The 19,443-nt window shown below is 64.1% G+C and carries 17 protein-coding genes; 10 read left to right on the top strand and 7 right to left on the bottom strand.

What is annotated here, in order from left to right; genetic code table 11:
- Positions 1–378 precede the first annotated feature (378 nt).
- Genes ACL0K2_RS14385 through ACL0K2_RS14375 form a run of 3 tightly spaced genes read left to right on the top strand, consistent with a single transcriptional unit; the run spans position 379 to position 3,952 of the window.
- The gene (locus ACL0K2_RS14385) at positions 379–1,707 is read left to right on the top strand and encodes a flippase (protein WP_045164203.1); all 1,329 of its coding nucleotides are present in this window, start codon (positions 379–381) and stop codon (positions 1,705–1,707) included.
- Positions 1,704–2,759 (top strand): nitroreductase family protein, encoded by a 1,056-nt coding sequence (locus tag ACL0K2_RS14380; RefSeq protein WP_413042895.1) that lies wholly within the window; start codon positions 1,704–1,706, stop codon positions 2,757–2,759. Before ACL0K2_RS14385 ends, ACL0K2_RS14380 begins: the two co-directional genes overlap by 4 nt.
- A gap of 8 nt (positions 2,760–2,767) precedes the next feature.
- Positions 2,768–3,952: a polysaccharide pyruvyl transferase family protein gene (locus tag ACL0K2_RS14375; RefSeq protein ID WP_413042894.1), complete on the top strand. Its 1,185-nt coding sequence runs from the start codon at positions 2,768–2,770 to the stop codon at positions 3,950–3,952.
- 60 nt (positions 3,953–4,012) lie between these two features.
- On the opposite strand, the gene ACL0K2_RS14370 is transcribed toward ACL0K2_RS14375, so the two are convergent.
- From ACL0K2_RS14370 to coxB, 6 genes are read right to left on the bottom strand one after another with little or no spacing between them, the layout of a single operon-like run.
- A complete protein-coding gene (locus ACL0K2_RS14370) occupies positions 4,013–4,618 on the bottom strand; it encodes a DedA family protein (RefSeq protein ID WP_045164206.1) in 606 nt (201 codons plus the stop codon).
- A 2-nt stretch (positions 4,619–4,620) separates the two neighbouring features.
- Positions 4,621–5,865, bottom strand: a complete 1,245-nt coding sequence (locus tag ACL0K2_RS14365; RefSeq protein WP_230623715.1) for a c-type cytochrome — start codon at positions 5,863–5,865, stop codon at positions 4,621–4,623.
- Positions 5,846–6,475: a cytochrome c oxidase assembly protein gene (locus ACL0K2_RS14360; protein ID WP_045164207.1), complete on the bottom strand. Its 630-nt coding sequence runs from the start codon at positions 6,473–6,475 to the stop codon at positions 5,846–5,848. Before ACL0K2_RS14360 ends, ACL0K2_RS14365 begins: the two co-directional genes overlap by 20 nt.
- The gene (locus ACL0K2_RS14355; protein ID WP_045164208.1) at positions 6,472–6,885 is read right to left on the bottom strand and encodes a hypothetical protein; all 414 of its coding nucleotides are present in this window, start codon (positions 6,883–6,885) and stop codon (positions 6,472–6,474) included. The genes ACL0K2_RS14360 and ACL0K2_RS14355 overlap by 4 nt, the downstream gene beginning before the upstream one ends.
- Entirely contained in the window at positions 6,882–9,410 is a 2,529-nt protein-coding gene (gene ctaD / locus ACL0K2_RS14350; protein WP_413042893.1) for a cytochrome c oxidase subunit I, read from the bottom strand. The genes ACL0K2_RS14355 and ctaD overlap by 4 nt, the downstream gene beginning before the upstream one ends.
- Positions 9,407–10,423, bottom strand: coding sequence for a cytochrome c oxidase subunit II (gene coxB / locus ACL0K2_RS14345; protein WP_413042892.1), 1,017 nt, complete (start codon positions 10,421–10,423; stop codon positions 9,407–9,409). The genes ctaD and coxB overlap by 4 nt, the downstream gene beginning before the upstream one ends.
- A gap of 161 nt (positions 10,424–10,584) precedes the next feature.
- On the opposite strand from coxB, the gene ACL0K2_RS14340 reads away from it, so the two are divergent.
- A complete protein-coding gene (locus ACL0K2_RS14340; protein ID WP_045164210.1) occupies positions 10,585–11,262 on the top strand; it encodes a DUF2238 domain-containing protein in 678 nt (225 codons plus the stop codon).
- 7 nt (positions 11,263–11,269) lie between these two features.
- Here the strand turns inward: ACL0K2_RS14340 and ACL0K2_RS14335 are convergent, their stop codons facing one another.
- Positions 11,270–11,677, bottom strand: a complete 408-nt coding sequence (locus ACL0K2_RS14335; protein WP_045164211.1) for a VanZ family protein — start codon at positions 11,675–11,677, stop codon at positions 11,270–11,272.
- A gap of 343 nt (positions 11,678–12,020) precedes the next feature.
- On the opposite strand from ACL0K2_RS14335, the gene ACL0K2_RS14330 reads away from it, so the two are divergent.
- From ACL0K2_RS14330 to rbbA, 6 genes are all read left to right on the top strand, one after another.
- Positions 12,021–13,172, top strand: a complete 1,152-nt coding sequence (locus ACL0K2_RS14330) for an MlaE family ABC transporter permease (RefSeq protein ID WP_413042891.1) — start codon at positions 12,021–12,023, stop codon at positions 13,170–13,172.
- Positions 13,172–13,957, top strand: coding sequence for an ABC transporter ATP-binding protein (locus ACL0K2_RS14325; RefSeq protein WP_239611339.1), 786 nt, complete (start codon positions 13,172–13,174; stop codon positions 13,955–13,957). Before ACL0K2_RS14330 ends, ACL0K2_RS14325 begins: the two co-directional genes overlap by 1 nt.
- Positions 13,958–14,896: an MlaD family protein gene (locus tag ACL0K2_RS14320; RefSeq protein WP_413042890.1), complete on the top strand. Its 939-nt coding sequence runs from the start codon at positions 13,958–13,960 to the stop codon at positions 14,894–14,896.
- Complete coding sequence (locus tag ACL0K2_RS14315) at positions 14,893–15,516, top strand: ABC-type transport auxiliary lipoprotein family protein (RefSeq protein WP_045164215.1); 624 nt, start codon at positions 14,893–14,895, stop codon at positions 15,514–15,516. Before ACL0K2_RS14320 ends, ACL0K2_RS14315 begins: the two co-directional genes overlap by 4 nt.
- A 111-nt stretch (positions 15,517–15,627) precedes the next feature.
- Positions 15,628–16,704: an HlyD family secretion protein gene (locus ACL0K2_RS14310; RefSeq protein WP_413042889.1), complete on the top strand. Its 1,077-nt coding sequence runs from the start codon at positions 15,628–15,630 to the stop codon at positions 16,702–16,704.
- Positions 16,701–19,442, top strand: coding sequence for a ribosome-associated ATPase/putative transporter RbbA (rbbA, locus tag ACL0K2_RS14305; RefSeq protein WP_413042888.1), 2,742 nt, complete (start codon positions 16,701–16,703; stop codon positions 19,440–19,442). The genes ACL0K2_RS14310 and rbbA overlap by 4 nt, the downstream gene beginning before the upstream one ends.
- The last annotated feature ends 1 nt before the right edge of the window (position 19,443 follow it).

Genomic DNA, 19,443 nt, shown 5'->3' with positions numbered 1-19,443 from the left:
GGGTTAAGAGATGCAGTGATGGCAAAAGTTCCACTTTTGAAATGAAAAGGCCATCAGATTAAGCGGATCGCTGCCGAACGCCGTAGCCGTGGCGCCCGTGCCATCCGATGCAGCTGGTCGGAGCGGAAATTGCGGGCTCGATATTCGCAGGGTTGAACGATCGCGTATCGCTCGTACCGCCCCCTAACGTGCAGTCGGGTATCGAGCCATCGCTGGCCTTTCGCCAGGGCCTGCGCGCAATCAACCGTTACGTCTGCGCATTTGCTTGGTGCCGGAACATGAGGGGCAAAACGCGGTCTGCTGTGCGTCGCCACTCCAGCGCAACTGAAAGGCAATGCCTGCCACCACGGAGCCCGCCTTGAGGAGCCAGGCCACTTGATGACAGCGATCAGAAGCATCTTCGACAAACTCAAACTCTATTTTTTCAACGCCTCGTGGATGATGGCGGAGCGGCTGCTGAACATCGGCGTGGGCTTTGTCATGGCGATCGTGCTGGCCCGCTATCTGGGGCCTGAGCAGTTCGGCATCCTCGCCTACGCGATTTCGATGACGGCCATCTTCGCCTCGGCCGGCCATATGGGCCTGGCGGGCCTGGTGGTGCGTGAGGTGGTGAAGCAGCCGGCGGCGGTTCCGGAAACCCTGGGCACCACCTTCATGCTTAAGCTGAGCGGCATGACCCTCGGCTTTCTGCTGATCCTGATCTATGCCTCGCTTTTCGAGAAGGTAGGCGGCACCGAGTTCTGGATGCTGCTGATCGTCGCCTCGGCAATCTTCTTCCAGACCTTCGATGTGGTCGAATACTGGTTCCAGTCGCAGGTCCAGGCCAAATACCCGGCCATTGCGAAGTCCAGCGCGATCCTGCTCTCGGCCGGGCTGAAGCTGCTGATGGTGGTCAGCGGTGCCGGCGTGGTGGCCTTCGCCTTTGCCCATACGGCGCAGTTCGTCATGGCGGCGCTGATCCTCGCGCTGCTCTACAAGGGCACCACGCGCGTCTCACTGATGAGCTGGAAAGCCAGCTTCGCACGGGCGCGCGAGCTACTCAGCCAGGGCTGGATCATCTATCTCGGCTCGATCTTCGCGGTGGTCTATATGAAGATCGACCAGGTGATGCTCAAGTGGATGGTCGGCGCCGAGGAAGTGGGCGTCTATGCCGTGGCCGCACAGCTGTCGGAGGCCTGGTACTTCTTGCCAACGGCCATCGTCGCGTCCTTCTTCCCCAAGCTGATCAAACTGCACGAGGCCGACCCGGCCCGCTTCAACCAGCGCTTCCAGCAGCTGTTCGATCTGCTGTTCATTCTGGCCATCGCCGTTGCGCTGCTGGTGTCACTCGTCGCCGGGCCACTGATTTCCCTGCTGTTCGGCGCCGAGTACCAGAACTCTGCCTCGATCCTCACCATCCATATCTGGGCAGGCGTATTCATCTTCATGCGCGCGGCGTTCAGCCGCTGGATCCTGATCGAGGGGGCGCTGATGTTTTCCCTGATCACCCAAGGCCTCGGCGCGCTGGCCAATGTTGGCCTGAACGCGCTGCTGATCCCGCACTACGGCGGTGAAGGCGCCGCTATGGCAACCCTCATTTCTTATGCCGTCGCTTCGTACGCTGCGCTGCTGGTGCACAGCAAAACGCGCCCGGTCTTTCTCATGATGACCAAGTCGATGGTCAGTCCCATTCGCTATGCATTCAAAGCCGTAGGAGCCGCCCGATGAGCCTCATGTCCATCGCCAGAGCCTTGCCCGATCCCGTCAAGAACGCGATCAAGGCGACCCGGAGCACCACCGGCCTGGCTCTGGTCCGGCTGTTTTCCAGCACCGGCTTTCTCGCCTCGCTGTATTACTGCTTCGTCAGCCGTGAGTTCGACCGCGAGCACCGTGCGGTGCTGCTCGGACGTCTGAATTTCGCCCGGCGAATGCAGAGCAAGGGCGAGAACGACGCCTTTCTGCGGCGCAATGTTCACCGCCTGGAAAAAGGCTTGATCATGCGCCCGCGCCGCCCCACCTTCGCGGAGGATTACATCGGCCCCACCGTGCGCTGCTTTGCCGACGCGGCCCAGGCAGGCATCGTCAACGGCCAGCAACGCTGGGCCAACGATGTGCTCACCGACTACTTCTCAGCGGTCGGCAATACGCCGCGCATCGACTCGGCCAGGCAGGCGTTCGCCGGTACGCAGCGCGACGACGACAACCGCTGCGTGCCCTACCCGCACAGCCAGCTGCCGGAATGCCCGGTCAGCTACGACGCGCTGATGGTGCTGTTCCGCCGTCGCCGCTCGGTGCGCTGGTATCAGGACAAGCCCGTCAGCAGCGAACTGCTGGAGCAGGCGGTCCGCGCCGCCGCACTGGCGCCTTCGGCCTGCAACCGCCAGCCGTTCCGCTTCTATATCAGCAATGGCAAGGAAAAGGCCGCCGAGGTCGCCAAGTGCGCCGGCGGTACGGCGGGCTTCCACGACAACCTGCCGTGCGTGATCGCCGTGGTCGGCGATCTGGGCTGCTATCCCGAGGCGCGCGACCGCCACGTGGTCTATATCGACGGTTCGCTGGCAGCGATGCAGCTGATGCTGGCCCTGGAGAGCCTGGGCCTGTCCAGCTGCTCGATCAACTGGCCGGACGTCGAAGAACGCGAGCGCCAACTGGCGAAGATATTGGGCCTGGCCTACCACGAGCGCACCGTGATGCTGCTCGCCGTGGGCTATGCCGATCCAACGGGAGGGATTCCTTATTCGGACAAGAAGACCGAGACAGACTTGATCGTATACAACTGAGGTAAGCGATGATTATCGAGATCAGAAAGGCAGGCTTCGTCAATAAAGGCGCTGAGCTGATGTTGCATGCAGCGCTGCAGAGGCTGAAGGCCCGGTATCCAGACGCTACCTTCGTCATGGCACCCACTCCGAAGAAAGCCGAGCAGCCGTTCCGCAAACTGGTCCAGCTGGGTTTTTACCCCAAGGCCTGGCTGTGGCGCTATGGCATCCAATGGGGAACGCTGGCCAATTTCGCGCCGCGCCAGCTTCGTGAGATGTATGGCGTAGTGCTGGATAAAGAGGTCGATGTGGTCATCGACGCGGCCGGCTTCGCCTACAGCGATCAATGGGGCGAGAGCCCCTGCGCCGAACTCGCCCAGTCGGCCAAGCGCTGGAAGAAAAACGGCACCCGCGTGATCCTCATGCCCCAGGCGCTGGGCCCGTTCGAGTCCGAGAAGAACCAGGCTGCGATGAAGACGGTGGTCGAGAATGTAGACCTGATCTTCCCGCGCGAGCGCGTGTCGTACGAGCACCTGACCGGCCTGGTCGGCGAGCAGAGCAAGATCAAGCAGTCGCCGGACTTCACCAACCTGATCAAAGGCGTGTTGCCGGCGAATTTCGATACCGAGCAGAACCGTTTCTGCATCGTGCCCAACTGCCGGATGCTCGACAAAACCGACCAACAGACCCGCGATGCCTACCTGCCGTTTCTGATCAGTTGCACACGCTACCTGCTGGAGAAGGGCGCCAAGCCCTTCGTCCTGGTGCATGAAGGCAAGGATGATCAGCGGCTCGCCGACGAGTTGTCGGCGGCCGTCGGCGGCATCCCGATCGTCAAGGAAAGCGGCGCGCTAGAGATCAAGGGCATCCTCGGCGCCTGCAGCGGCACCCTGGGCAGTCGTTTCCATGGGCTGGTCAGTGCGCTGTCCCAGGGCGTGCCGGCGCTGGCCACGGGTTGGAGCCACAAGTACCAGATGCTGTTCGAGGACTACGGATTTCCCGAAGGGCTGGTGCAGGTCACCACCGACGAGGCTGAAATCAAACGCAAGATCGATCTGGTGACGGACGATGCCGAGCGGATCAAGGGCTTGATCCAGAGCCGTACCGATCAGCTCAAGCAGCAGTCCGAGCAGATGTGGCAGCAGGTCTTCGCTGTGATCGATCAATGCGAGCGCATCCGCCACGATCGCCACGCGGCGGTGGGCGCGGCCTGAAGCTTGATGGCACTGGCCTGGTGAGGCACTGAAAGGGCAGCGTGGGCTTCGGCCCACCTGTCAGCCATGCCGGGCAAATCGCTGGCGGACCAGCCGGTACAGATAGTAAACGACGAACAGAACCACCACGCCGGTGGAGATCGGGTCGAGGTATTGCGCGACCTTCTCGTATTGCGATTCGAGCGCAAAACCCGCCAGCGCCAGCAGGGCCGTCCAGATCAGCGAACCCAGGCTCGAATAGAGCAGAAACAGGGGCATCGGCATACCGACGATACCGGCCGGCACCGAGATCAGCGTGCGCACCGCAGGCATCAGGCGGCCAAAAAACACCGCCGCTTTGCCATGCCGATCGAACCAGGCACTCGCCTTGTCGACATCTTCCGGCGACAGCGTCAACCAATGCCCCCAGCGTTTGGCCAGGCGCCTCATGCTCACCTGGCCAAGCCTGGCGCCGGCGTAGTACCAGGGCAGCGCACCCACCACCGAACCGGTCGTGCCGACAGCGATCACACCGATGAAGTTGAGCTCGCCACGTGCCGCGACAAAGCCGGCCAGCGGCATGATCAGCTCCGAGGGGATCGGTGGAAATATGTTTTCCAGCAACATCAGCGCGAACACGCCGAGATAGCCAAACGCCGATACCACCTCGACGATTTTGTCGAACATCGTTACCTCTGTTGTGGCTGGGATGGGTTGGGCGCCTCTTCCGTCAGGGAAGCTGACGCGTCTGACGGCAACGAAGCGTAATAATCCGCCACCGCTTGCATCTGCTCCGGCGTGAGGCGCTGCGCGGCGCTATGCATGACGTTGGCGTATTCACTGCCGCCACGCTGGCCGGCGGTGAACAATTCCAGTTGCTGCTTCAGGTAACCGCTGTACTGGCCTGCAATGCCGGGGTACATCGGATTACGCGGCGAGCGCTTCGGGCCGTGACAATGCACGCAGGACGGAACACCCCGTTCCGGCACGCCGCGTTCGGCCAGGGTACGACCGCGCTCCAGCGCTTCAGCGGAGGCTTGGGGTTCATCCGCTCGGGCAGGCACCGGCAACCTGGCGTAATGCCTGGCCAGCGCCTTCAGAACGGAGGGTTCGAGCCCCGCAGCCACCGATTGCATGATGCCGCTGTGGCGTTGGCCTCGAGCATAGGCCCGCAACGCGCCATGCAAATAGGCCTGGCTCTGCCCGGTCAGGCGTGGCACCAGCCCGCCCCGCCCGTTACCGTCGACGCCGTGGCAACGACTGCAGTCGGCCAGCACCGGCGCCAGCGCATCATCCCGCGGTCTGGCACTTTCGGCAGCCCTCGATCCGCGGCTGTCCTCGGTGCGATCCCCCAGCGCAAGCTCGCGATAGCGCTGCTCGGACATGCCCGGCAGCGCTTGCAGGAAGGCCACCATTGCCCAGACTTCATCGTCGCGCTGCGGCGCCGGCCAGGCGGGCATGGCGGTGAACTTGACTCCATGCTTGACGATAAGGAACAGCTCCTGGGGCTCCCAATGCGCTATGCGCGACGGCAGGAATGGTGGTTCGGGGGTCATCTGCCGAACGATCAGCGAGCGCTTGCGTCCCGGTGCGCCATGACAGGCGAGGCAACCGGTTTGATAATGCCCGGCGCCCTTGAGCACCAAGGCCGGATCGTCGAGCGGCGGCACCTCGATGCCCATCGATTGGGTGCTGACCGCGCGGCGCATCACGTAGTGCAGCATCCAGCCGGTCGCCTTCCAATGCCCGGAGCTGGCGCTGATCGGCACCAGTCCCAGCGACGCCAGCAGCACGGCAGTCGCACCGGCGAGCCCCGTCAGCAGCGCGACGCCCGCCGCCGCGCGCCGCCAGGAGCCACCCGTCAGCCAGCACAACCCGCGACGCAACGGCATCGCCGCCCGGCGGAACAACGACCTAACTGAGCGAAACGACATCGCGCTTGTCCTGTAACAGCCCACCGAGCAGACACAGCCCGCCGATCAGGTAACTGGTGCCGCCGAACACCAGCATGATCACGCCGCCCAGCTGTTGGTCCTCCAGCGGATTCAGACCCGACAGTGCCGAGCCGGTGTGGTCGAACAGCGGTCGGCTGGACATCGCCAGCAGCACGCCGAGCAACGTCATGTGCATAGAGGTCAGCAGCAGACCGGCGATGCCGGCCAGGGCACGGCGATGCCTGACCCCACCGAACGCCGCGAGCCACACCAGCAACCCGACGAACAGGTAGCTGCCCTGCTCCAGCAGTTGCGCGGCCGTGGCGGTTCGCGCCGCATGGTGCAACACCGGCATGTGCCAGGCCCACACCACGAACAGCTCGATCACCGAGGCCAGAATCGGTGAGAAAACGAACGGGATCCGGCTGGACAGATCCAGCCGGCCGCCAGCCAGCCCGATCGCCAGCAATGGTGCTGCCACGGCCACCACCATCACGTGCATCAACATATGCCCGACGAACAACTGATCGGCCATGGCCGGCAGCGGACCGAGCCAGACCACCGCCAGCGTGACCAGCCCCAACATCAGCGACAGGTGACGCCAGATCATTCGCAGCTCCCGATGAAGACCACGCTTAGCGCGACGAACACCGTGGCGACGAAGCTCAGGCCGCTCAGCAGAAGCGTCGAGAAGCCCAGGAAGCGATGTCGATCGGCCGGGGTATCGAAATCATGCGGCGCCGTCGCCGTGCCGAAGGTATGTCCGCGCCAGCCACGCCAGCCGACCAATGCGATGCCCACCAGGGCGACCAGCGTCAGCACGCCAATGGCGGTGCGCAGATCACCCAACGGGCCGGCGCGCCCCGCCAGCTTGGCGCACCAGACCGCCGCCGCCACGTAGCACAGCAGAAAGTGCACCGCCCAGATCGCCGGCCCGAGGGTCAGCAGCCACAGGGAGTCTCGCAGCTGCGGCGCGGGTTCGGGCTGGGCCTCGAATGTGCGTTCAGGTTGTTCGTTCATGCGAGCTCCGGGAATCCGGCGATGACCGCGACGGTCACACCCAGGGTAATGGCCATGAAATGCCAATAGAGCGCGACGTTGTGGATATCGATGTCGTAAGCGGCAGTCATGCGGCCTGCGGCGCGACGCGCCAGACAATACAGCTGCATGACCAGCCCGACCGCCAGGTGCAGCAGGCACCAGAGCACCAACACCCAGACCGTCGCGGGGTAGACATCGCGGGTTGGGTCGAGCCCGCTGAAATGAGGCCCGGCCCAGAGTGACCAGGCGCCCACCAGGGTGAGCAGCGCCGCCAGCCCCAGTGCGAGATAGAAACCCGCGGCCTGGTCCCGAGCGTTGCAGCGCCGGGCCAGCAGCGTCAGCGCCCAGGCGCAGAGAATCAGCCCCAACGCGATCATCGGCCAGAACACACCGGGACCGGCAGCGTTGGCCGGTGGAAAGTCCTCATGCACGGTCCAGAAGAAGAAGTACCCGAACACCAGGCTGGCGAAGGCACTCATGTCGCCGATCATGGTGATGAAGGTGGCCCACCAGCCCACCGATTTGGCGCCTGAGGCATACAGCGGCAGCGACACCTCCAGACCGATGTCCTTGCGCGGCTTCTCCGGGATCATCGCGGTGCCGGTCCACAGCCATATCAGGATGGTGACCAGCGCCAGGCCACCGCTGACCAACGCCGAGACGTACCAGCTGTAAGTGGCGAAGATGAACAGCCCCCCGGTGAAGATCGCCGCCCACATGCTGAGGAAGGTCGGGCCCGGCACGCGCAGGCACTGGATTGGCTCGGCATCGATGATGCTGCTGATCAGCGTCTCGCGCTTGCCTTCTTCGGCATCCGGCAGATAGAAGCGCCCGGCGTCGACGTCGCGCATCAGGTTGGGTTGGTCCCACAGCGGGTAGCGGCTCTTGATGATCGGGATCGAGCGCGAGCCCCAGGGCCTGCCGGGCATCTCCGCCAGCCATTCGAGGGTACCGGCATTCCACGGATTGCGTGCACTGTAGGGTTGCTTGCCCTTGGGCCGCATGACGTCCCAGACCAACACCGCGACGCCGGCGGCGAGGATGAAGGCGCCCACAGTGGACACCATGTTGAGCACATCGAAGCCCATGTCCGGCGCATAGGTATAGACGCGCCGCGGCATGCCCAGCAGGCCAGTGAAGTGCATCGGCAGAAAGGCGATGTTGAAGCCGACGAACATCAGCCAGAAGGCGATCCGCCCGAGGCGATCCGATAGCGTCTTGCTCATCGCCAACGGGAAGAAGTAGTAGAGCCCGGCGATCACTGGGAACAGCATGCCGCCGATCAGCACGTAATGCAGGTGGGCGACGATGAAGTAGGTGTCGTGGGCCTGGAAGTCGAACGGCGCCAGCGCCACCATCACCCCGGTCAGCCCGCCCAGCACGAAAATCGCCAGCGCGCCGGCGACGAACAGCATCGGCACCGATTTGACGAAGCGCCCGGCAAGCGCTGTCGCCAGAAAGCAGAAGATTTGCACCCCGGTGGGAATCGCCACCGCCTCGGACGCCGCCGAGAAGAACGCCAGTGAGATGCCTGGCATGCCGGTGGTGAACATGTGATGCACCCACAGCCCAAAGCTGATGAAGCCGGTACCCACCGCGGCCAGCACGATGAAGGTATAGCCGACGATCGGCCGCCCCGCGGCGGTGGGCACGATAGTCGCCACCAGCGCCACGGCAGGCAGGAAGATGATGTAGACCTCGGGATGGCCGAAGATCCAGAACAGGTGCTGCCACAAGAGCGGATCACCGCCGCGGCTGGCATCGAAGAACGGCCAGTCGAAAGCGCGCTCCAGCTCGAACAGCAGGTCGCCCGCGATCAGCGGTGGAAATGCAAACAGGATCATCCCGGCGACCACCAGGATGTACCAGGAGTACAGCGGGATCAGGTTGATGCGCATGCCCGGCGGCCGCGTTTTCAGCACGCCGACGATCAGCTCCACCGCCGCCGCGATCGACGACACTTCGATGAACGACAGCCCGAGCAGCCAGATGTCCGCACCGAGGCCGTCCTGGTAGGTAGTGGTCAGCGGCGGGTACATGAACCAGCCGCCCTGGGGCGCAACACCGAAGAAGATCGAGCCGCAGACGAATACGCCGCCGATGATGAAGCACCAGAAGCCGTAGGCTGACAGCCTCGGAAACGGCAGATCCCGCGCCCCGAGCATCTGCGGCAGGATGAGAATCGAGAAAGCCTCGAAGATCGGCACGCCAAACAAAAACATCATCACCGAGCCGTGCAGGGTGAACACCTGGTTATAGGTTTCGGCCGACAGCAGATCGTTGTCCGGCACCGCCAGCTGCGCACGGATCAGCATCGCCAGCACGCCGGCGAAGAGAAAGAACAGGAACGACACGCCGGTGTACCAGAGCCCTACCTCGGTGTTGTTCACCGCCGACCAGTAGCGCCAACCAGTGGGCGTCTTCCAGGCCGCGGCGAGGCGCTCGGCCTGCGCTTCGGCGCGGGCTTGCTCCTGCGGGTCGCGATATTCGATCGGCTCGCTCATTCCAGCCCCTTCAGGTAGTGCGCCATGGCCGTCAGCTGGTCATTGGGCAACATGCCGAACGTGGGCATCCTGACGTCGGGCTTGATCTGCCCGGTATGACCGATCCAGCGCTGGAAAGCTTCGATATCGGCGGGCAAGGTACCGGCGGCGAGGCTCAGGCGACTGCCGACATGGGTCAGGTCGGGGCCGACCGTGCCGTCCGCCTCGGTGCCGCGCACCCGATGGCAGGCGCCGCAGCCATTGCTGAGAAAGGCCCGCTGGCCCTGGCGCTGCAGCGCCGATTGCGGCTCCGGCGCCGGCTTCGCCTGCCCGGCGAGCCAGGCATCGAAAGCCGCCGGCTCCATCACTACCACTGAAAAGGCCATCAGCGCATGGGACGTGCCGCAGAACTCGGCGCAGACGCCGCGAAAGGTGCCGGTACGGGTTGGCTCCAGCACCAGTTGATTGCTGCGGCCGGGGATCATGTCCACCTTACCGCCCAGCGAGGGAATCCAGAACGAGTGGATGACGTCCGGGCTGGTCAGGTTGAAGGCCACCCGCTGGCCGACCGGCAAGCGGATCTCGTTGGCCAACTCCACTGCTTCTCCCGTATCCGTGTGGTAGCGCACCCGCCACCACCATTGCTCCCCGGATACATCCACCCGCAGAGCGATGTCGGCGGTCGAGCGTAGTGGCTGCATCAGCATCAGTCCGTAAACCAGAAGCGCGGTGAGCACGACGATGGGAAAGAGGATGCCGCCGCCGAAGATCAGCCAGCGCGCGCTGCGAATGCCGTGCGCCTCGGGGTGCGCCTGGGTGGAATAGACGGCGATGCCCATCACCGCGACCCAGATCAGCGCTGCACCGCCGCACATCCACCAGAACAGCACGACGATGCTTTCGGCACCGGTTCCGGCGGGGTCGAGCGCCGATTGCCGACCGTCGCAGGCGGCCAGCAATGCCATCTGCACCAAGCAGAAGCAGCGCCGCCACTGTCGCGCTCGCAGAAGGTTTTCGCACAGCTGAAGCCACATGGTCCTGCTCGTCCAAGGTCCCGTTCGTGTGACCCACAAGCGCGCCAAAAAGTTGGATAGCGGCGCGCTCCCGCTGGCATCGAGTCGCCAGAAGGGCTAACGGATTCTCTCGTCGTTACGCCGGTCCATACGGATAGGTACATGACGTTCGAGGAGAGAACATGGATGCCGACCGCAGTCACCGACGCTATCTGCTGACGCTGTTGCTGTCGTTCCTGGCGATATGGGGCGCGCTGGCCATCGCGCCCGTGGATCGTCATGACTGGCTGCTGGAAAACCAGCTAGTGCTCGTGCTGGCCGTCGCCCTGCTACTGGGTCATCGGCATTACCTGCCCTCGCCTTTGGCAGCGACACTGATCGTCATTTATCTGTGCATCCATCAGCTGGGCGCACACTACACCTATGCCAAGGTGCCCTACGACGACTGGTGGCAAGCGCTGACGGGAGACAGCCTGAACCAGGCATTTGGCTGGGAGCGCAACCAGTTCGACCGGCTGGCCCACCTCAGCTACGGCTTGCTGTTGGCCTACCCGATCCGCGAAGTGCTGATCCGTCTGGGCCTGCGCCCCGGTCTCTGGAGCCTGCTGCTGCCGGTGGATATCGTGCTCTCGACCTCGGCGATCTACGAATTGATCGAATGGTTCGGTGCAGAGACACTCAGCGCAGCGGAGGGCCGAACCTTTCTCGCCACCCAGCAGGATCGCTGGGACCCGCAGAAAGACATGGCCCTGGCCACGGCCGGTGCGATCGTCGCCATGGTTCTGACCGCAGTGCTGGCTGGCACAGCCCGACAGACATTGCGCGGCGGCTCGGCCGACCAATCGGCCGCGCGATCATGAAGCCGGCTCAGGGGCGTTCGGGATGGCCGAGACGCTCTGCCGGATCAGGCACCTCGGGTTCGGTGGTCACGCCGATCCGCCGCAGGTACCACTGATACGCCAGGTACGAGCAGCCCCAGCCAAGCAGGACCCCGAGCGTATTGGCCAGCATGTCGCCGAGCGACGCCTCGCGATTGGGCAAGAGGCCCTGAGCGACCTCGATCAGAGCGGAAACGCCCACGCTGGCGGCGACCGACCAAATGGCGCTCCATTGCGAAAACGCCAGACGCAGCGAAAACATCAGGGCGGCGAAACCGAGCATGTGATGCAGCTTGTCCTGCTGATCGAACACTTGCGGAATGGGTTCCGGGCGGAGTCCGCTGAAGACGATGACCGCCAGAACCGCGAGAAACGGCAGGAAACGCAAGCAATTCATAGGCAACCGGTAGCCTCGCTGGAATCGTGGAAATAGACGAAAAGATTGGCAGGCCCCGAATACCGGGCGTAATGCTGACGCCAGCAAAGGCGGCGTAAGATAGCAGCCCTTCGACGCGATGCGTACCGAGCATGGCCGTCGGCGTGCACGCTATGGAGGCCTAAACCCATCGATAGTTCGCGCTCTCCTGTAACAAATTGCGCCCTTTCGACCAAGTGCCGCCATACGGGCAACCGGCTAAACGGAACCGCGCGAGTAGGGTCCGAACCATAAGCGTCTGGCGAAAATACCTCGGCGACCAGGCGCGTGCCTTTCATCGCCACTTGCATGACGGGATAGCATTTTGACGCACCCCACTTCGCCACCCGGCAACCTACAGCGGCGCCCGAACAGCGATACCCAGGCCATCATTCTGGCGGTCGAGGGCGACTGGACGCTGCCGCACTACGCCATCCTCCGGCGTCAGGTGGAACGGGCTCGCCGTCAGGTGACCGATGCCGATCAGGTCGATCTGCATGGGCTCGGCGAACTGGATACCGCCGGCGCCGGGCTGCTGGCGGAGCTGCTCGGCCCGGCGCGGGTGGCCCGCCTGAGCGATTGGGCGCCGGAACTGCCCGCGGAACGTCAGGCGCTGCTGAAAACCGTCGCCGCCGCGCTGGATAAGCCGCAAGCACAACAGAAGCCTGAAACCAACGGGTTTGCCGATGTTCTGGCTCACGTGGGCCGCAGCGTTTCCAGTGTCTGGAACCAGCAACGCACCCTGCTCGGCTTTATCGGCCTGACCCTGCAGACATTGTTCAGCGTCAGCCTCAGCCCGCGCCGATGGCGGATCACCTCGCTGGTGGCGCATATCGAGCAGACCGGGCTGGATGCGATACCCATCGTTGCACTGCTGACCTTTCTGGTCGGCGCCGTGGTGGCCTTTCTCGGCGCCACGGTGCTGGCCGATTTCGGCGCGACCATCTACACGGTCAACCTGGTGGCGTTTTCCTTCCTGCGCGAATTCGGCGTACTGCTGGCCGCGATCCTGCTCGCCGGGCGCACCGCCAGCGCCTTCGCCGCGCAGATCGGAGCAATGAAATCCAACGAGGAAATCGACGCCATTCGCACCCTGGGCCTCAGCCCGATCGAGCTTCTGGTACTGCCGCGCATGCTGGCGATGCTGATCACCCTGCCGATCCTGACCTTTATCGGCATGCTCAGCGGCATCGTCGGCGGGCTGACCGTCTGTGCCCTGGCGCTGGATATCTCGCCGGCGATGTTCTTCACCATCTTGCAGCGCGACATCCCGCTCAACCACTTCCTGGTCGGCCTCGGCAAGGCGCCGGTATTCGCTTTTCTGATCGCCGTGATTGGGTGCCTGGAAGGTTTCAAAGCCAGCGGCAGCGCGCAGTCGGTAGGCGAGCACACCACCTCCAGCGTGGTGCAGTCGATCTTCATGGTGATCCTGATCGATGCGATCGCCGCGCTGTTTTTCATGGAGATGGGCTGGTGATGGCTGGCGAGCCTGTGATCCAGGTGCGAGGCCTGGTCAACCGCTTCGGCAGCCAGGCGGTGCACGTCAATCTCGACCTGGATATCCGCCGCGGCGAGATTCTCGGCGTGGTCGGCGGCTCCGGCACCGGCAAGTCGGTATTGCTGCGCAGCATCGTCGGCTTGCGCCAGCCCAACGCCGGCAGCATCAAGGTGTTCGGCGAGAACTTGCTGAAGCTGTCCGGCCAACGCCGCTCGGAGATCGAACGACGCTTTGGCGTACTGTTCCAGCGTGGCGCCTTGTTCACCTCACTCAACCTGCAGGAAAACGTCGCCCTGCCGCTGATCGAGCACATCGGCCTTAAAAGGGCCGACGCCGAACACCTGGCGCGGCAGAAGCTGGCGCTGGCCGGCCTGCCGCCGGATGCCGCCTGCAAGTACCCCGACGAGTTGTCCGGCGGCATGGTCAAGCGCGCGGCGCTGGCCCGGGCGCTTGCGCTGGATCCGGAGGTGCTGTTTCTCGACGAGCCGACCGCCGGCCTCGACCCGATCGGCGCGGCCGCCTTCGATCAGTTGATCCTGACCCTGCGTGATGCGCTGGGCTTCAGCGTGTTCCTGGTCACACACGACCTGGATACGCTCTACACCATCTGCGACCGCGTCGCCGTGCTGGCACAGAAGCGCGTGCTGGTGGTCGATACCCTCGAAACCGTGGCCGCCACCGAGGACGCCTGGATTCGCGAATATTTTCACGGCCCGCGTGGTCGCGCCGCGCACGACGCTGCGCCAAAGCTGGAGATGCCCTGAATGGAAACCCGAGCCCATCACGTCCTGATCGGACTGTTCACCGTGATCGCGGTTGGCGGCGCGCTGCTGTTCGCGCTGTGGCTGGGCAAATCGAGCATTGATCGTGAATACAGCTACTACGACATCGGCTTCAGCCAGACGGTCAGCGGACTGTCGAGCGGCAGCTCGGTGGAATACAGCGGCATCAAGGTCGGCGATGTCGTCCAGCTGTGGCTGGAGCCGGATGACCCGCGCAAGGTCCGCGCGCGCATCCGCGTCTATGGCGGCACGCCGATCAAGACCGACACCCAGGCGCGCCTGGCTTTGGCCAACATCACCGGCAGCATGGTTATCCAGCTGCATGGCGGCACCCCGCAGAGTCCACGCCTGGCAGGCGATCCCGACGACCCGCCGTTGATCGTCGCCGATCCCTCGCCGCTCAGCGCGCTGTTGGAAAACGGCGAGGACCTGCTGAGCAACATCAATAACCTCTTGCTCAGTGCCAATCAGATCTTCTCCGAGGAGAACACCACGCGCTTGAGCCGCACCCTGGAACACCTGGAGCAGGCCACTAGCGTGCTGTCCGAACAGCGCGGCGACCTGGCGCAGACGCTCGAGCAGTTCAATCAGCTGAGCCAGCAGGCCAACACTGTGATGAGCGAGCTGTCGAGCCTGGCGCGCAACGCTAACGGCCTGCTCGACGATCAGGGTCGCAGCGTGCTCGCCAGCGCGGCACACTCGATGAAAGCCCTGGATCGCGCCACTGCGCGCCTGGATACGCTGCTTGAGGACAACCAGAGCGCGCTGAACAACGGCATGCAGGGCTTCAACGAACTGGGACCGGCGATCAATGAGTTGCGCACTACCCTCGCCGCCTTGCGCCGGGTGACCCAGCGTTTGGAAGACAACCCCAGGGGGTTCCTGCTCGGCCGAGATAAATTACAGGAGTTCAATCCATGAGCCTTCGCTACCGTTCCGTGGTCCTCGTCATCCTGTTCGGACTGATCACGGCGCTCACGGCCTGTTCGGTTCTGCCGGAATCCGAGACCCTGCGGATCTTCCTGCTGCCGAGCTCACCGACGCCGCAGCAAGCCAGCGAGCCGACCGTCCAGCAGGCGCTGCGTATCAACACGCCGCAGGCCAGCAGGATTCTCTCCGGGCAGCGCATCGCCGTCGTGCCGCAGGGCAACCAGATCAGCGCTTACGGCGGCGCACGCTGGGCCGACGCTGCGCCAGTGTTGCTGCGTGACCGCCTGATCGAAGCCTTCCAGCGCGACGGACGCATGCCTTCGGTAAGCAACGAAGACGTCAATCTCTACGCCGACCTCAGCCTGCACAGCGATCTGCGCGCCTTTCAGACCGTCTACATCGACGGCAAGCCGGACGTGGTGATCACCCTCGACGCGCGGCTGGTCAATCGCAACGACCAACGCACCCTGGCCAACCGTCGCTTTGAAGTTCGCCAGCCGAGCGCCGATCCCCGCGTGGAAAGCGTGGTCGAGGCCTTCGGCCAGGCCAGTGACCGGCTCAGTGCCGACATTCTCGAATGGACGCTGAGCCATGCCCGACAACTGCCCTGAGCAACTGCCGGACGGTAGGCGCTAATCGCCTCGGAATTGATCCAGATACACACAAGTAGCGTATTAGAGCGCCTAAGATGACTCCGGACGTTTAATTGCCGGAGCAGAGTCATGAGTCAGCCACGCACCCGAGCCGCACTCAAGGTTCTCGCAGCCGCCGCCGTGATTGCCGTCATCGGGGCGCTGCTGTGGAGCGAATTGCGCCCCAGCGGTCTCGGCGAAGGGTTCGCCAGCGGTAACGGTCGCATCGAAGCGACCGAGATTGATGTCGCCACCAAGAACCCGGGCCGAGTGCTGGAAATCCTCGCGGACGAGGGTGATTTCGTCCAGCCGGGCCAGGTACTGGCGCGCATGGATACCGATGTGCTCCAGGCGCAACTGAACCAAGCGCGTGCGCAGGTCCGTCAGGGCGAGAATGCCATCCTTACCGCAGAGGCCATGGTCGCCCAGCGGGAAAGCGAGCGTGCCACCGCCGAAGCCGTGGTGACCCAGCGCCGAGCTGAACTGACCGCGGCCCAGAAGCGCCACCAACGGACCGAAACCCTGGTGGCGCGCAACGCCATGGCGCGCCAGCAACTCGACGATGACCTCGCCGCCATGCAAAGCGCCCAGGCGGCGCTCGCGGCCGCGCGCGCTCAAGTGATCTCCGCCGACGCCGGCATTGCCGCAGCGAAATCCCAGGTGATCGAGGCGCGTTCGGCTGTCGAAGCGGCGCAGGCCGGCGTTGAGCGCTTGCAAGCGGACATTCGTGACAGCGAACTGAAGAGCGACCGGGTGGCTCGTGTGCAATACCGAGTGGCGCAGCCCGGCGAAGTCCTCGGCGCGGGGGGCAAGCTGCTCAATCTGGTCGATCTGGCCGACGTCTACATGACCTTCTTCCTGCCCGAACGTCAGGCCGGACGCGTGGCGATCGGCGCCGAGGTGCGGTTGGTGATCGACGCCGCCCCGCAATACGTAATTCCGGCCAAAGTCAGCTATGTGGCCAGCGTGGCGCAATTCACACCGAAGACCGTGGAAACCGAAAGCGAGCGCGAAAAGCTAATGTTCCGGGTCAAGGCGCGCATCGATCCCGAACTGCTCAAGCGCCACATGGAGCAGGTCAAGACCGGCCTGCCGGGCATGGCCTATCTGAAGCTCGACGCTGACAGCGAGTGGCCCGCCCATCTGCAGATCAATGTGACGCCATGAGCGAGCCGCTCGATCCGGTGGTGCAGGTTGCCGGGGTCAGCCTGCAATACGGCAAGACGCGTGCGCTGGACGAGCTGACGCTAACCTTGCCCGCGCGATGCATGGTCGGCCTGATCGGCCCCGACGGAGTGGGCAAGTCCAGCCTGCTGGCGTTGATCTCCGGGGCGCGCAAGCTGCAGCAGGGCACGCTACGCGTACTCGGCGGCGACATCGCGGAAGCCGGCCACCGGCGCAGGGTCTGCCCGCGCATCGCCTACATGCCCCAAGGGCTGGGCAAGAACCTCTATCCAACGCTCACTGTTTTCGAAAACCTCGAATTCTTCGGCCGCCTGTTCGGCCAGGCGGCCGAGGAGCGCCGCTGGCGCATTGCCGAACTGACCCGCAGCACGGGTCTCGCGTCCTTTCTCGAGCGGCCGGCGGGCAAACTGTCCGGCGGCATGAAACAGAAACTCGGCCTCTGTTGCGCGCTGATCCATGACCCCGACCTGCTGATCCTCGACGAGCCCACTACCGGCGTCGATCCGCTGTCACGTGCGCAGTTCTGGGAGCTGATCGAGCGCATCCGCAGCGAGCGTCCGCAGATGAGCGTGCTGGTGGCCACTGCATACATGGATGAGGCACAGCGCTTCGACCATCTGGTGGCGATGGATGCCGGCCAGGTGCTCGCCACCGGCACGCCCGCCGAGATGCTTGAGCGCACCGGCAGCGACTCGTTGGAGCAGGCCTTCATCCGCCTGCTGCCGGAAGCCAAACGCAGCCAGCACCGCGAGCTGGTCATCCCACCGCAGCCGCCCAGCGACAGTGTTGCGATCGAAGCCCATGGGCTGACCATGCGCTTCGGCGATTTCGTCGCGGTGGATCAGGTCAATTTCCGCATCGCCCGCGGCGAGATCTTCGGCTTTCTCGGCTCCAACGGCTGCGGCAAGACCACCACCATGAAAATGCTCACCGGCCTGCTGCCGGCCAGCGAGGGGGAAGCGCTGCTGTTCGGCAAGCCGGTGGACCCGCACGACATGCAGACCCGCCAGCGGGTCGGCTATATGTCCCAGGCTTTCTCGCTATACAGCGAGCTGACCGTAAGGCAGAACCTCGACCTGCACGCCCGGCTCTTCCACCTACCGGCCGAACGGCGTGGTCCACGCGTGCAGGAGATGCTCACGCGCTTCGATCTCAGCGACGACGCCGACAGCCTGCCCAGTCGCTTGCCATTGGGCGTGCGCCAGCGCCTGTCGTTGGCGGTGGCCGTGATCCACAACCCGGAAATTCTGATTCTCGACGAGCCCACATCCGGCGTCGATCCGGTGGCCCGCGACGGTTTCTGGGAACTGCTGGTGCAACTGTCACGAGAAGACGGCGTCACGATTTTCATCTCGACCCACTTTATGAACGAGGCGCTACGCTGCGACCGAATCTCCTTGATGCACGCCGGTCGGGTGTTGGACAGCGACACGCCGCAAGCCTTGATGGCCAAGCGCGGGCTGCCGACCCTTGAAGCGACTTTCATCGCCTATCTGAAGGAAGCCGCCGCGGCGCACGCCGTCGAACAGCCAGCAGCCGCCTCAACCGCTACGCACGATTCGATCGAAGCGACAAGCAACAGTGGCCGCCAGCCCCGCTTCAGCCTGCGTCGGCTGCTCAGCTATACCCGCCGCGAGGCGATGGAACTGCGCCGCGACCCCATCCGCGCAACGCTGGCGATGCTCGGCAGCGTGCTGCTGATGTTCATCATGGGCTACGGCGTCAGTTTCGACGTGGAAAACCTGGCCTATGCCGTGCTCGACGGTGACCGGACCACCACCAGCCAGCATTACCTGCAGAACATCGCCGGCTCGCGCTACTTCTTGGAAAAGCCGGCGCTGGCCAGCCATGCCGAACTGGACGCACGCCTGCGCAGCGGCGACATCAGCCTGGCGGTGGAAATCCCGCCCGATTTCGGCCGCGACCTCAAACGCGGGGCCGTGCCTCAGGTCGCGTTCTGGATCGATGGCGCCATGCCGATGCGGGCCGACACCATCAAAGGCTACGTGCAGGGCATCCATCTGACCTACCTGCAGCAACTGGCCCGCGAAGCCGGCGTTGACGGGCAACTGGCACCGGCGGACGTCGCCATCCGCTATCGCTACAACCCCGACGTGCAGAGCCTGCCGGCCATGGCGCCAGCGATGATTCCGCTGCTCTTGATGATGATTCCGGCGATGCTCACCGCCCTCGGTGTCGTGCGAGAGAAGGAGTTGGGCTCGATCACCAACTTCTACGTCACCCCGACCACCCGCCTGGAGTTCCTACTCGGCAAGCAGCTGCCCTACATCGCCCTGGGCATGTTCAACTTCGCCACCCTGGCACTGCTGGCGGTGTTCGTCTTCGGCATCCCGATCAAGGGCAGCATTCTGACCCTCTGCCTCGGCGCCCTGCTCTATGTCGCCTGCGCCACCGGGCTGGGCCTGTTGATGTCGTCGATCCTCAACAGCCAGATCGCCGCCATTTTCGGCACCACCATCGTCACCTTGCTGCCGGCGATCCAGTTTTCCGGGCTGATCCACCCGACCTCGGCGATGGAAGGGTTTGGCGCCTTTATCGGCAAACTCTATCCCACCAGCCATTTTCTGATCATCAGCCGCGGGGTGTTTTCCAAGGCGCTGGGCCTGGCCGACCTGTACCCCTATTTCATCCCGATGCTCCTGGCGATTCCGCTACTGACTCTGCTCAGCGTCGCAGGCCTGCGCAAGCAGGAGAAATAAC

Origin of the sequence: Pseudomonas sp. YJ42 (genome assembly GCF_047225135.1) — a bacterium.
In the GTDB taxonomy this organism is placed as follows: domain Bacteria; phylum Pseudomonadota; class Gammaproteobacteria; order Pseudomonadales; family Pseudomonadaceae; genus Stutzerimonas; species Stutzerimonas stutzeri_E.
Note: the sequence above shows the minus strand (reverse complement) of the source record. Positions and strands in the feature narration are given on the sequence as shown.